This is a genomic window from Marivirga tractuosa (assembly GCF_042140215.1).
Classification (GTDB): domain Bacteria; phylum Bacteroidota; class Bacteroidia; order Cytophagales; family Cyclobacteriaceae; genus Marivirga; species Marivirga tractuosa_A.
The window spans coordinates 3,328,540-3,342,285 of sequence record NZ_CP159478.1; the positions used below are offsets into that span (position 1 = coordinate 3,328,540).

12 protein-coding genes are annotated in these 13,746 nt (G+C 35.5%); 10 read left to right on the forward strand and 2 right to left on the reverse strand.

Translation table 11 applies throughout. From position 1 onward, the window contains the following. Nucleotides 1-55: 55 nt before the first annotated feature. Both ABWH96_RS14980 and ABWH96_RS14985 read right to left on the reverse strand, forming a co-directional pair. Nucleotides 56-2,053: a TonB-dependent receptor domain-containing protein gene (locus ABWH96_RS14980; protein ID WP_375581491.1), complete on the reverse strand. Its 1,998-nt coding sequence runs from the start codon at nt 2,051-2,053 to the stop codon at nt 56-58. Nucleotides 2,054-2,089: 36 nt separating this feature from the next. Next, entirely contained in the window at nt 2,090-2,239 is a 150-nt protein-coding gene (locus tag ABWH96_RS14985) for a hypothetical protein (RefSeq protein ID WP_375578328.1), read from the reverse strand. A gap of 614 nt (nt 2,240-2,853) precedes the next feature. Here ABWH96_RS14985 and ABWH96_RS14990 point away from each other — a divergent pair. The 10 genes from ABWH96_RS14990 (at nt 2,854) to ABWH96_RS15035 (ending at nt 13,744) form a co-directional block, all read left to right on the forward strand. Then, a complete protein-coding gene (locus ABWH96_RS14990; RefSeq protein WP_375578329.1) occupies nt 2,854-5,115 on the forward strand; it encodes a TonB-dependent receptor plug domain-containing protein in 2,262 nt (753 codons plus the stop codon). Between the two features lie 12 nt (nt 5,116-5,127). Further along, complete coding sequence (locus ABWH96_RS14995) at nt 5,128-6,504, forward strand: HmuY family protein (RefSeq protein ID WP_375578330.1); 1,377 nt, start codon at nt 5,128-5,130, stop codon at nt 6,502-6,504. Between the two features lie 2 nt (nt 6,505-6,506). Further along, entirely contained in the window at nt 6,507-6,788 is a 282-nt protein-coding gene (locus tag ABWH96_RS15000) for a hypothetical protein (RefSeq protein WP_375578331.1), read from the forward strand. Between the two features lie 154 nt (nt 6,789-6,942). Continuing rightward, the gene (locus ABWH96_RS15005) at nt 6,943-7,887 is read left to right on the forward strand and encodes a DUF6607 family protein (RefSeq protein WP_375578332.1); all 945 of its coding nucleotides are present in this window, start codon (nt 6,943-6,945) and stop codon (nt 7,885-7,887) included. A gap of 109 nt (nt 7,888-7,996) precedes the next feature. Beyond that, on the forward strand, nt 7,997-8,323 hold the full coding sequence (locus ABWH96_RS15010; protein ID WP_375578333.1) for a DUF6686 family protein: 327 nt from the start codon (nt 7,997-7,999) through the stop codon (nt 8,321-8,323). A 126-nt stretch (nt 8,324-8,449) separates the two neighbouring features. Further along, entirely contained in the window at nt 8,450-9,184 is a 735-nt protein-coding gene (locus ABWH96_RS15015; protein WP_375578334.1) for a carboxypeptidase-like regulatory domain-containing protein, read from the forward strand. Further along, on the forward strand, nt 9,153-10,826 hold the full coding sequence (locus ABWH96_RS15020) for a TonB-dependent siderophore receptor (protein ID WP_375578335.1): 1,674 nt from the start codon (nt 9,153-9,155) through the stop codon (nt 10,824-10,826). Before ABWH96_RS15015 ends, ABWH96_RS15020 begins: the two co-directional genes overlap by 32 nt. A gap of 100 nt (nt 10,827-10,926) precedes the next feature. After that, a complete protein-coding gene (locus ABWH96_RS15025; protein ID WP_375578336.1) occupies nt 10,927-12,072 on the forward strand; it encodes a PepSY-associated TM helix domain-containing protein in 1,146 nt (381 codons plus the stop codon). A gap of 104 nt (nt 12,073-12,176) precedes the next feature. Continuing rightward, on the forward strand, nt 12,177-12,887 hold the full coding sequence (locus tag ABWH96_RS15030) for a hypothetical protein (RefSeq protein WP_375578337.1): 711 nt from the start codon (nt 12,177-12,179) through the stop codon (nt 12,885-12,887). A gap of 35 nt (nt 12,888-12,922) precedes the next feature. Continuing rightward, nucleotides 12,923-13,744, forward strand: a complete 822-nt coding sequence (locus tag ABWH96_RS15035; protein ID WP_375578338.1) for a DUF3108 domain-containing protein — start codon at nt 12,923-12,925, stop codon at nt 13,742-13,744. Nucleotides 13,745-13,746 lie beyond the last annotated feature (2 nt).

The following is a 13,746-nucleotide window of genomic DNA, read 5'->3' on the forward strand; positions in this document are numbered from 1 at the left end:
AAAATCAACAAACAAAAAAGGGTGTCTCGACTTTTCGGACACCCTCAATTTTCATTTATAATAGCCGAAGTTTTAAGCCTCCATTAATTACAAACCCATCAACGGGAGCGTATATATCTCTAAACTGTGGATTTTCTATATTACCTCTATACACAGTATCAAAAGCCGTTTGCCTGGTGTCTGTAAAATTTTCAAAGTTTAGAAATACTGAAAACATTTCACTAAACCTCTTTTCAGACATTAAGCCAAAAATCCAATAGGACTGCCCTATTTCGCCATCATTTAGCTTTTGTGGACTGAAATAATATGCTTCTAATCCTAACCAGAAATTCCCATGCTTTTCATACATCAACACATTATTTAATCGATGTTTTGCTACCAGTGGCATCTGAACAGTAGCATTATTGTTGGTTCTATTAACATCTGCGAAAGTATAACCTGTGAAAAGCTTAAAATCTTCATAACCCCACTTCAAGTTTAATTCTATTCCTTTAGAATCAATAAAGCCAGCCGATTGGTTAAATTCAAATTGATTTTGAACTGGAACCAAATTCAATGGATTCTCTATTTGAGTATAGAAAAATAAAGCATTTGATGTTAACGATAACTTTTCTGTAAAGCTATAGCTATAATTTATATCAAAATTTGCTCCATAAGACCTTTCAGCCGATAATTCAGACCTATTCAGGGGTCTCACACTTTGAAACTGCAGAGTCTCAGCTTCTTCAGAAAATACGGTTGGAGTTTTATAACCTAAGCCACCTCCCATGCGAAATGTAAGCTGAGTTGTTGGGTTGTACATTAGCGATAATCTTGGTAATGGGAAAAATCCATATTGATTATTGTAATCCAATCTTAAACCACTCTCCACTGCAATATTTTCGGAGAAATCATAAGTGTTTTGCAAAAATATACCTGTGGTATTTTCCTGGAAATTATGGATAAAACCGCTACCACCTTCGCTTTGATCAAAATTATCAGTCCATAAATTTAATCCACCAATCCACTCTGAGTTTTCCATTACATAATTGAAGTTTAACTCACTAAATGAAGAAAACTGCAATCCTGAAAAACTGTAATCTGGAATTTCTATTCTTCTATCAAAATAACTAATGCTATTTTTAAAGGAAGCCTTAAAATTATCTGTAAAAGCATGATCAATTAAAACCTGACTAGAGACACGATCCGTTTCATTTAATTCATAATATGGATTATTGACATCCTCTCCATTTATAAAATTAATATTCCCACCCAAACGCTCCTCTTTCACCATATTTAAACCAATTTCTATTGTAGTTTCTTCTCTAGGATAAATGAAAAGTTTGGGATTAAGGGTGAAACGGTCAAACTCTGGTATTGCCGTTAATCCTATACCTGCTGGATCATAGGCAGTACCTTTATTATAGGATGCGAAAATTGTGGTTCCGATTTTCTCATTTCTATTGGCATAAAAACTGCTAACATCCAATCCTAATGCTGATGTTCCATTAAACATTATACTCAACTCAGGCTCACTTTTAGGATCCTTTGAAATCAAGTTAACTAATCCAGCTATGGCACCTCCACCATACAAGGTAGAGTTGGCACCTTTAATAACCTCAACCTGCTTTAAATCCAAAGGGGCTATTTGCATTAAGCTCAAACTACCTGAATAACCAGAAAAAAGTGGTAATCCATCACGCAAGAGTTGCGTATATTTTCCATCCAATCCTTGAATCCGAATACTGGAATTATAACTTGTAGCAGAGGTTTGCTGCGTTCTTATACCTGTACTTTCATTTAACAACATTCGGATATCGCCCGGTTTCATATTGCCTTTCTCCGCTAGTTCTTCCCCGGCAATCACTTCTATTCTTGTAGGAATATCATCGATGGTTCGGCTGAACCTAGTGGAACTCACTACTACCTCCTCCATTTCATCGTGCTCGTGATGAAGCTTAAATGTTAAAGTAGCAGATGGATTATCCAGCGGAAAGGTCAATCGTATGGATTGCGGCTCATATCCTACGAAACTTATTTTAAATTCGTGTTGACCAGCGGGAATATCACTGATTACAGTTTTTCCATTGGTGTCAGTTACACCTCCAAGCTATAACTTTTCAGCATAGATAGTGGCTCCTATCAATGGTTCTTCGCTTTCTTCGTCTAGTACTAAAGCGGTAAATTGGTATTGGGCATAAAGATCTAGGCTATTGATAGTCAATAGCAAAGCACTAGCAAAAAATACTTTCTTAAGCATAATAAATACAGATTAAAATAAATGAATTAATTGAATCACTTTATTTGAAAATAAAATGTTGTTGAATTCTTATTATGATATCTGCATGGGTGGCTTTAACAATCTGAAATGAGCTTCTTTTTTAAGATAAGTTTCAAGAAAAGGAGAATAGATATTTGATTTTACCAAATGATCATTAAGTGCAATTAGAGGAGTATCTATTATAATATTTCCAGTACAATTCCCACAATTAAAAAAGGGGGAACATGGAAAATCCTGTTGATGGCTCTTGGGTTTTTCATTTTCACAAGAAGTTAATTCATTATCTGTACAAAGATCTTCCTGCTCACAGCAAAACGAAAGTGAGCTGGATAATACGATCATGATGAGTATAAATGAACTAATGCTCTTCAAAGTAAAATTTCACGTTTTAATTAGTACAAAATTAGCTCATTTTCTCGTAAAGCCTAAAGCATGTATAGCTAAATCTCATATCAACTATAAAATAGAGCCTCTACCCTTCAATCAATTTCATCAATTGATCTTATAAAACCTATAAATTATTTTTATTTGGATTGATTATAAATAGTGTATATGTTTGCAATATTATTTTTAATCAATCTAAATAGACTTAAATGAAAATAATTATTACCACTCTAATTTCTTTTATGCTTGTAGCAAAGCTTTTTGCTCAGGTTAGCATTGAAATTACTGATCAAAAAGGAAAGCAATTAGAGGAAGTACTAGTTAAAATTGTAAGTACAAACTCTTCACAGGAAGACTTAAAATGGACTAATAAAAACGGGCAAACACTATCAAAACTAAATCCCCCACTCGCTATTCAAGTATCGCATTTAGATTATGAAAGTATAATCGATACCATTAAGACATCAGGAAATCACCAATTTAGACTTACCGCAAAGAATTTAAATCTTAGAGAGGTGGTCGTGACTGGACAATATGAACCAGAATCAGCAAAAAATGCGGTATATAAGGTGAGAAGTATTGGAAAGGAACGATTTGAAAGACAAGCTGCCAATGATATTCAAACCGTACTTTCTCAAGAATTAAATATCCGCTTTAGCCGGGATAATGCTACTGGTAATGCAAATTTGCAGATGCAGGGTTTAAGTGGGCAGTATGTCAAAGTTTTGGTAGATGGAATCCCGCTTAGCGGTAAAAGTGGGACAAATAATGCCATTGATCTTAATCAAATTGATGTTAATAATATTGAGCGAATTGAATTAGTGGAAGGCCCAATGGCTGTAAACTATGGAGCTGATGCTTTAGCGGGTGTTATAAATATCATTACCAAAAAAACCAATCAGGATAGACTAGCAGTAGGAATCACCATTCATGAAGAAAGTGTTGGAAATGACTATTCTTGGTTTGCTGAAGGAATTCATTCCCCTTCTGTGCAGCTAAGCGGTAAATTATCGAACCAAATTAGCGCTATGGCCAGCTCCAGAAGATATGTTTTTGGAGGCTGGGTTGGTCAAGGAAATGAAAGAAACAGAGAATGGCATCCTAAAAATCAATGGCTGCATAATGCTAAGCTTAATTATACAAATAAAAACTTAGACCTTAACTATTCCGCGCAATTGATGCAAGAGGAAATCCTTAATAGAGGAAATATTAATAACAATAATCCTTTGCTCGACCCTTTCGCCATTGATGAAAGTTACAATGCCAATCGATTGATGCATCAGCTACAAACAAATTTCGATATTGGAAACTGGAATATTCATTCTGCTAATTCATTTACAGATTATAGCAGAATAAGTACAGAATTTCAAACCAACTTGGTTACCCAAACCGAAAGATTAACTACTGACAGCCAGCAAGATACTATTTTCTATAGAGATTGGTTTAGTAGAAATACCTTTCAAGGAACTATTGCTAGCCTAGGCCAATGGAAAATAAATGGACAATTAGGTCTAGAAGTTCAATATGAACAAGCAGGTGGAACTACACTTAGCAGCGGTGATAAGGATTTATGGAATAGTGCAGTTTTCATCTCCACTGAAACAAAGTATGGCAATGCACTAAAAATCAGACCTGGAATTCGCTATACAGTCAATAGCATATTTGAAACTATTCCTACTCCAGCTCTTAATGTCAAATACAGTTTTTCAGACAAATTACAATTAAGATTGGGCTACGGTAGAGGATTTAGAGCACCGTCCATAAGAGAGCTCTATCATGAATTCATAGATGCCAATCACAACATTTTAGGTAACGAAAATCTGATTCCTGAAACATCGCACAATTTCAATGCGGATGTAAACTTTGAAATAAGCAAAGGCCAAGAATTAAATATCAGTGCCTTCTATAATGATATCAGCAATATGATTACCTATTTTATTCCTCAGCAAGCTACAGCAGCCACTACTTATCGGAATTTAGAAAGTTTTAGAACGAACGGAATCAATGCCAGATGGAATTACAATTACAAAAATTTCAATTCTAATTTAGGTTTAGCCTATATCGGTCGTTTTCAAAGACTATCCGCTGAATACGAAGTAAATGAAATGCTTTACTCCCCAGAAGCGAATGCCAACATCAACTATGAATGGCAAAAACCCAAGATTAATTTTGGCCTTTTCTACAAGTTCACCGGAGCAAATCAAGCTTACCGAGAAATCTTAAATGAAGAAAATAACACCCAAGTGGAGCTCCAACAAATGAATGCTTTTCACTGGTTAGACTTCACCCTTTCGAAGGCTTTTGATCATGGATTTCAAATATCTACTGGTATAAAAAATCTGACCAATATCACTAGCATACAAAACAACTTCACGGGAGGCGGAGCCCACAGTGGCAACAATAATGGACAAACGGCCATGGCTTACGGAAGAAGCTATTTCCTAAGAATTAATTATCAGTTTAATCAATAAAAATAAATAAAGATGAATAAAATAAGTACCATTTCTTTAATGCTCTTAAGCTTTCTAGTTGCGCTTACTGGATGTGAGGAAGAAGAGCCAGTTGCCCCTATTAACATAAATTTTAATAGTACCAGTATCAATATAAATGAGGAGAATCAAGAAGCTCAAATTGGTTTAGTCTTTTCGCGGGCTGCCAATCAAGCTGGTAATGTTTCGGTAAATATCAATACCTCAAATTTAGTTTACGGAGAGGAGAATGATTTCTATACTGAGCCAGCAGCAGAGGGCGGTGAATTGATTCTTAATTATGAATCAGGTCAGAGTGAAATTAGCTTTATTATAAAAGCAGGTAGCGGACTTAATATCGACAGCGATGAAAATATTGAATTTATGATCAACTCAGCAGAAACTTTTCAAATCGGTCAAAATGGTAGTATTGAGGTAGCCTTTTCCGAAAATTTCATAGCAGAATCAGGCACATTGGAAATGAATGCCGGTGGCCCAGAATTCACCCAGCAGGCTTTTGTTGATCTAAGCAAAATCAACTCAACTTCCATAGATAAAAACACATGGGATTTAGGTTTTTATAATGGTGATGGATACCATGTAATGCTAAATTCTACAGCGCAAGTGATGGCAAGACCACTTGACAAAACAGATTTAAGCACTGTTACTGCTGAAGATACTGTTGGCTTTGCTAGTACAATGCAAATTGGTTTTACTGCTACACCTCCTGCTGCCGCTTGGGTGGACGAACCGAATGGAGATTTTAGTCAAACAGCCATTGCCCCCATCTCTTCAAATGAAGCCGAAAACAAGGTTTACATCATCAAAAGATTGGGTGAAGGAAGGGATTGGAAAAAAGTAAAAATCACTCAAAATGGTGATGGGTATACCATTGCTTATGCAAATATCGGTTCTAACGATATCGAAACTAGCGAAATCACTAAATCAGAAAGCCATAACTTCATTCATTTTGATTTGGACAATGGAACTACTGATTTTGAGCCTAATAAAGAAAGCTGGGATTTTATGTATGGAACCTATACTGAAAAGTTCCCTTTCGGTCCGAATGAAATCCCTTACAGCTTTAATGATTTTATAATACTTAATCGTCATAATACTTCTGCTGCCATGGTAATGGTAGAAGGAAATACAACCTATGCCGATTTCAATCTGCAACAAATTGAAGAAGTCAGTTTTAATAATGCAGTTAATGCTATTGGCTCCTCTTGGAGACAAGGCGGAGGACCAAGCAGTGCACCAGCTGTTTTTGATGATAGGTTCTTTATAGTAAAGGACAGCCAAGAAAATTATTACAAAATAAGATTCATCAGCATGTATGATGAAAACAATGAAAGAGGCATTACCACTTTTGAATTTGAAATCCTGAAGTAAACATGGGAAAGTTCATTAGCATATTCTTCATAATAGCTCAGTTAAGTTTAGGGAGCTTATTTGTTTATGCAGGTGTTCGGAAATTTATACCGAGCCCTGCCCGCAAATCCTCCTCAACTGAATTGGTGCCAGGAAGCACCAAAGAACATATGATAAAATTCATAGGTGGATTAAAAGCCAATAGCTATTTCTGGCCATTTTTAGGTATAGTAGAGATAACGGCAGGCTTATTATTAGTAAGCCAGTTTTTTGCCGTTGCAGGGCCTTCCTGCTTATACCAGTAAGCTTAAATATCTTTCTATTCCATATTTTCTTAAAGCCAGATGATGTGACTGGTGGAATTATGTCGGCTCTTTATCTGCTGATCAATATTTTGATAATTACTAAAAAATACAAAAGCTTAAAATCAATTTTATACACAAATAAACCCTTTCAATTATGAAAAAAGTAAGTTTAATACTCATGCTTGCAGTATTCGTGATGAGTGCTCAAGCGCAGAAAAAGAAAAAAGCCAGCGACATTAAAGCCATAAAAGATATGTGCGGTTGCTATGAAGTGGAATTCAATTTTGCAGAGACCTTCTCTCCTATCAAAGATTACGAATACCATGATAACTACCAATCAGGAGCATTGGAATATGTATTTCCTGTTTCGGAAACCAAAGATAAAATCGTACTTCAGCATTTATTAGTGATTGGTGACACGATGATTATTAAACACTGGAGACAAGATTGGCTTTATGAAAATACTGATCTCTATTCATTTCACAAAGACAACACTTGGAAATATCAAGCATTGGATAAAAATGACGTAAAAGGACAATGGACTCAGAAAGTTTATCAAGTAGATGATGGCCCTCGCTATGAAGGAACTGCAACATGGGTTCATGTTGATGGCAAGAGCTACTGGGAAGCAAAATCAGATGCTCCGCTTCCAAGAAGAGAATTCTCTAAAAGAGATGACTATAATGTAATGGCCCGTGAAAACAGACATGAAATCACAGAATACGGATGGCTGCATGAGCAAGACAATCAAAAGGTGCTGCGTGAAGATGAAGATGAGGAAGATAAAGTATTGGCTTGGGAAAAAGGCTGGAACACTTATACTAAAACAGAGGACGATAAATGTGCGGTTGCAAAAGAATGGTGGGATGAACATGAAGCTTATTGGGCAGATGTAAGAACTGTTTGGGACGAGCTATTTGCTTCAAAGAGTACTGTGAAAATCAAGAAAAAGGTAGAAGATAAAGTCTTGTTTATGCAATTATTTGATTTGCAAGATGAGTTGTTAGCAGAAGATTACGAAAGCGAAAAAGCCCAAAAAGAAATAAAAGCAGTCATTCAAAAATATTTGGATAGTGAGCAAAGACTGACCATGAATTAAGTGATCCTTAAAATAACCCATTAAAATCAATCGATTGTAAAAAGTCCTCAGTGAGTCGGTGTTGTGGAACCCTCCACCGGCTCCTTTGAGGCACAAAAAGCCAAGTAACATGTGTGAAAATAAAAATTCCATCACCCTTTTTGAATCCGGAAGAAATAAGATAAGCTACTGTAAAGGCTGTAAAAGTTACTCTCTCATATATAAAACCACTTGTTTTAGCATACCTGAAGCACACTATGAAGAATATCACACTCTTCTAAAATCATTAAGCCCTAAAGACTTTCATTATTTTATTGAGGAAAATTATTACACTTTAATTAAAAACCCCATTTACCCAGTGGGTTTTTGCCTTTCCCCCGAAGATGCGACATCGCTTATTGAAATGATGGAACAAGCCAGATTAGTAGAGGAAGCATTTTCAATTTTATATAATTAGCGAAAAAGTTATTGATAAAATTTATTAAGATTTATTCTAAATAACTTGCAGTATAAAAACTCATCTTTCATATTTGTGTTGTTTTTAATCAATCTAAATAAATATAAAATAAGTAAATAAAATAAGATGCGTAAATTTTTACTCCCGATACTTTTATTAATCGGATTACAATCAGCTTTTGCACAGCAAAGCAATATTTCAGGTACAATTTCTAAAACTGATGGTAGCCCTATTGAATTTGTTAATGTTGCCTTAAAGGAAAAAAACACTGGCGCAGTAACTGATCAAAACGGTCAATATACAATTTCAAATATTGCTCCGGGCAGATATACATTAGTTTGCTCTTTTGTAGGCTATCAATCTGCTGAAAGAAAAATTCAAATTAAAAAAAACGAAAGCTTAAATATCAATTTCACATTGGAAGATGATGCACTTCAATTGGATGAAATTACGGTTAGCTATACCCAAAAGAATAAATTCCATAGGGACAGCAGTTTCATAGTTTCAAAATTACCTTTAAAGGATATCGAAAATCCACAGGTATATAATTCCATTCCAAAAACAATCTTGAAGGAACAAGTCGTTACCAATATGAATGATGCATTGAAAAATGCCACTGGTGTCACCCGTTTATGGGAATCTACCGGAAGAGGTGGAGATGGTGCTGAATTCTATTCCATGAGAGGATTTTCAGTGCAGCCGACTTTAGTCAATGGAATGCCCGCTATCAATAATGCTGGACTTGACCCTGCTAATGTGGAATCCATTGATATTATCAAAGGTCACTTCCGGAACATTATTTGGCAGTCCTGTAATATCATATGGAGGAATGATCAATATCACGACCAAACAGCCATATGAATCCTTTGGTGGATCAATCAATTACATTACTGGTAGCAATGGATTAAACAGAATTGCAGCAGATGTGAATTCTAAAATCACTGATCAATCTTTCGCCAGGGTTAACATGGCTTATAACAAGCAAAACTCTTTTCAAGATGCCGGTTTTATTGAATCTCTTTTTATAGCACCATCATTTAAATTTAAGTCTTCTGATAAATTAACATTCTTAGTGAATACTGAATTTCAATCTTCAGAAAGCGCTAATGCTCCAATGCTATTTTTGAATAGAAATGCTGAGCTTTCTTATGATAATATCAATGTGTTTGAAGATGTGTATAGGCGATCATTTACCTCAAATGATTTAACTATAAAGAATCCTTCTTTTGGCTTGCAAGCTCAGGCCTTATACGAGATTTCTGATTACTGGACTTCTCAAACGGTTATTTCAAGAAGCAATACAAAGGCAAACGGCTTCTATCACTATCTATGGGACTTAACAGATGGTGAAAATTTTGCCCGATACATTTCAAAACGAAATAGTGAAACGAATACTACAAACATCCAGCAAAATTTCCTTGGGGATTTCAAAATTGGTGGATTAAGAAATAGAATCGTGATAGGTTTAGATTACTATAATTCTATTCTCAGAGACAACAGTTCTGGATACGTGCAAAATGGTACGGTTAATATTCAAACACAAGAGGATACTGGTGTACTAACTGCAGCAGGAACAAATGCATTACTGGAAGAAAATTTTGCTGGGATAAATGAAGCCACCAATGAAGTGATGAGTGCCTACATTTCTGATGTAATCAATATCACTCCTGCCCTATCAGCCATGGCAAGTGTAAGAATTGATCGATTCTCAGGTAAACCCTCTATTTATGCTGCAGAACCAATAGAAGAACAATATGCCGTTTCTCCAAAATTTGGATTGGTATATCAGGTTTTGGATGAAAAACTTTCTGTTTTTGGGAATTATATGAATGGATTTGTCAACAAAGCTCCTCAGCAAGTTGCGGATGCCGATGGCTCTAACCCTAGATTGAAAAGCTTTGATCCTGAAAATGCGAACCAGTATGAAGGAGGAATTAAATCAAATTTTTTCAATAATAGAATAAGTGCATCAGCTAGTTACTACCATATTACGGTAGCCAATAGATTAATGACTGATCCAGAAAATATCAATAATTCTATCCAAGGTGGTGAAGTGGTAAGTCAAGGATATGAGGTAAGCTTAACCGCAAACCCAATTGATGGTTTTAATCTGATAGCAGGATATAGCAATAATGAGAGTGAAGTAACAGAAGATTATGAGGCTTCAGGCTATTTGGGATTGAGACCGGAAGAAGCAGGACCTGCAGAATTATTCAACTTCTGGGCAAGCTATAGCATTCCAAGTGGGGATTTAAAAGGATTAGGAATTGGTTTTGGAGGTAATGCTGCTAGTGAATACAAAACAATCAACAGAGCCAATACGGGCACCTTTGTATTACCTGCTTATCAAGTATTTAATGCTTCTCTTTCCTATTCTACTTTTCAGTATGATATCATACTAAAAGCAAACAATATAACAGATCAGCGATACTATTCAGGATGGTCAACAGTAACACCACAAAACTTAAGAAATTATTCCTTGAGTTTAAATTTTAAGTTCTGATTTCTTACACTCTCTTAAAAGTAATCAGTAACTATAAACCAATAGCTCAGGCTCAAGCCTGGGCTGTTCTGGTTTCTTCACCATTGAAAGAAAGAAAATAATGAAGAAAATAACCAATAAAATCCATCTCATTTTAGGCTTAGGATCAGGTCTAGTTGTATTTATAGTTGCTATTACAGGATGCCTGTGGGTTTTCAAAGAGGAAATAAAAGCCATCACACAAGAAGAACTCAATATTGAAAACTCGAATGATGATTTCCTCAGTATTACTGAAGCAGAGACGATTGCTCATACCGTTTATCCAGACAAATTAATACATGGCATTCTCTATGATGATACATCACAACCTATTGAGGCTATATTTTACCAAGCCGAGCCGCTATTTTATAGCTCTGTATTTATTCATCCCACTCAAGGTGATATTCTTAAAACAGAAAACCATTTAACAGGCTTCTTTGCATTTATATTAGATGGTCATATACATCTTTGGTTACCAGAAGCCATCGGAACCCAAATTGTAAAATGGTCAACAGTTCTATTTTTACTATTAGTGATAAGTGGAATTTATCTTTGGTGGCCAAGAAATAAAAAGAATAAAAAACAACGATTCAAATTTGATTGGAAATCCACAACTAAATGGAAAAGGAAAAACTTTGATCTCCACAGTATTTTTGGTTTCTATGTCAGCATATTCGCATTGATTTTTATTCTAACTGGGTTAATAATGGCTTTTCCCATCGTAAATAAAGCCGTTTACCGGGCGATGGGCGGCCAGAAAGAAGCTACCTTCCTCATTCCCGATGGTTCCAAACGTGAATCTACTGATGCGCCTAAATCCATAGACCAGCTATTGGAAAAATTACAGAAAGAATATCCTACTGCTATGGACTATGAAATTCATCTTCCTCATTCAGATTCATCCGCCATTTATGTGGAAATTTCCAATGAAGACGGAGTATTCTACAATTCTGACTTTGTATTTTTCGATCAAAACACTTTTGAAGAGATTCCTTCAGGCACTTATTACGGAAAGTATGCTCAAGCTAATATTCCAGATAAATTAATACGAATGAATTACGATACACATATAGGGGCAATTGCCGGCCTCCCTGGGAAAATAATTGCTTTTCTGGCAAGTTTAACGATTGCTTCTTTACCAGTAACAGGTTTTTTATTGTGGTACGGCAGAAAATTTAAAAAGAAGAAGAAAAAAAGAATTAAGAACAGAGAACTAGCTCAAGCCTGATAGGAAAATTAGGTAGAACTTTTTTACTAGTCCTAAATGTGGTCGGGCATAAAAATAATCCTTTATGCCTGCCCCCCTTTCATTGCTTTTTATATTTTTGCCACATGGCAACAATATCAGTTATCCAAAATAAGCTAATCAACCCACTTCAGCACTATCTTGAAGAAATAGATCTCCGAACTGATTTTCTTAAGATAGATATTGACTTTAAAAAAATCTTCCATCAAAACACTTCATATTTCGATCAATTAGCTGAGGAAATGGAACTAAAATGGGATGAGTTCCTTGAAAAGGATTTAGGTTTTTCTTTCGAGTTGCTGCATCTTCAACCTACAGAATACTATTTGTTCTTTGAGCCTGAATATCATTTCAACCGCTATAGGCTCAAAACATTAAGAAACAGTTTTTATCAAGATATCCCCTTCTTTGATTTGCAAAAATGGAGAACTTATTGTCGTTCTAAAGAAAAGGAAGCTTTTAAAGGCGGTTTAACCAATGAAATTTGGACTAATCCACTAGCTGAGAAATTACTAGGCAAAGCCGATGAGCAAGGCTATTTCGGTGGCAACGGTAGTCCAGGCTGGAAATTGCATGCCATTGCCAATTTCTGCTTAGATTTATACTGTCATCAGCATAAGATTAAATTCCTGCGATTAACTCCTTACGATAGCTTTATGGCGCAAGGAAAAATTGAATTACTAGGGAATTCATTAAAGTTAAGGAAACAAGAACAGCCCATTCAACAAATGATGAGTCGGAAAATTGGGTATGAAATTCCCGGAAATAAAAATAAGGATGAAATAGTTGATAATTAAGCTAACAATCTACCTCAAAATCGTTTATTGGTTATATGAATAAATTTCTGTTTTTCTCCTTCATTATCGTATTGATATATCTTCCCAAATTCTCATCTGGACAATGCCTTGAACAATCCACAGCCTATAAAGCAGGAGAAGAAATATGGTATGATGTCAAATACAATTGGGGCGTAATTTGGGTAGATGCTGGTGAGGTAATGTTTGCCGTAGAAGATGCCAAATGGGAAGGCTATGATGCACATTGGTTCAAAGGCTATGGCCGTTCCATGCCCAAATGGGACTGGGTGTACAAAGTACGGGATACATTCGATGCCATTGGCACACAGGAACAACTCAAACCGTTATATTTCCATAGAAATACGAGTGAAGGCAGTTATAAAGTCAACAATAAATATTGGTTTGATAAGGAAAAGGAAATCATAAAAGCAGAGGTGTATAATTCCGATGAAGAGGAACTGACCAAGAAAAAGGTTCCCTATGATGACTGTCTATGGGATGTGCTTTCTGCTATTTATTATGCTAGAAATCTCGACTTCACAAGCTATAGTTCTGAAGAAAAAATTCCATTCAATTTGATTGTAGATGGAAAAGTTCATAATCTATATGTCCGCTATTTGGGTAAAGAACAATTAGAAATGCCTGATGAAAAAGTTTATAACACCATAAAATTCAGTGCCTTATTGGTGGAAGGTACCATATTCGATGGTGGCGAAGACATGACCGTCTGGGTAACTGATGATAAAAATAAAATTCCATTAAAAGTACAGGCTAAAATACAGGTTGGCTGGGTAAAAGCATTTCTAAAAAGCACAAAAGGGTTGAAATATGGTGAAATTACCCCTGTCAATCCCTAAAT

Bases quoted from the DNA above. Each gene is read 5' to 3' on its own strand.
- ABWH96_RS15015 (WP_375578334.1), top strand. From the start codon at position 8,450: ATGCGTAAATTTTTACTCCCGATACTTTTATTAATCGGATTACAATCA.
- ABWH96_RS15005 (WP_375578332.1), top strand. From the start codon at position 6,943: ATGAAAAAAGTAAGTTTAATACTCATGCTTGCAGTATTCGTGATGAGT.
- ABWH96_RS15035 (WP_375578338.1), top strand. From the start codon at position 12,923: ATGAATAAATTTCTGTTTTTCTCCTTCATTATCGTATTGATATATCTT.
- ABWH96_RS14995 (WP_375578330.1), top strand. From the start codon at position 5,128: ATGAATAAAATAAGTACCATTTCTTTAATGCTCTTAAGCTTTCTAGTT.
- ABWH96_RS15030 (WP_375578337.1), top strand. From the start codon at position 12,177: ATGGCAACAATATCAGTTATCCAAAATAAGCTAATCAACCCACTTCAG.
- ABWH96_RS14990 (WP_375578329.1), top strand. From the start codon at position 2,854: ATGAAAATAATTATTACCACTCTAATTTCTTTTATGCTTGTAGCAAAG.
- ABWH96_RS15025 (WP_375578336.1), top strand. From the start codon at position 10,927: ATGAAGAAAATAACCAATAAAATCCATCTCATTTTAGGCTTAGGATCA.
- ABWH96_RS15020 (WP_375578335.1), top strand. From the start codon at position 9,153: ATGATCAATATCACGACCAAACAGCCATATGAATCCTTTGGTGGATCA.
- ABWH96_RS15000 (WP_375578331.1), top strand. From the start codon at position 6,507: ATGGGAAAGTTCATTAGCATATTCTTCATAATAGCTCAGTTAAGTTTA.
- ABWH96_RS15010 (WP_375578333.1), top strand. From the start codon at position 7,997: ATGTGTGAAAATAAAAATTCCATCACCCTTTTTGAATCCGGAAGAAAT.
- ABWH96_RS14985 (WP_375578328.1), bottom strand. From the start codon at position 2,239: ATGCTTAAGAAAGTATTTTTTGCTAGTGCTTTGCTATTGACTATCAAT.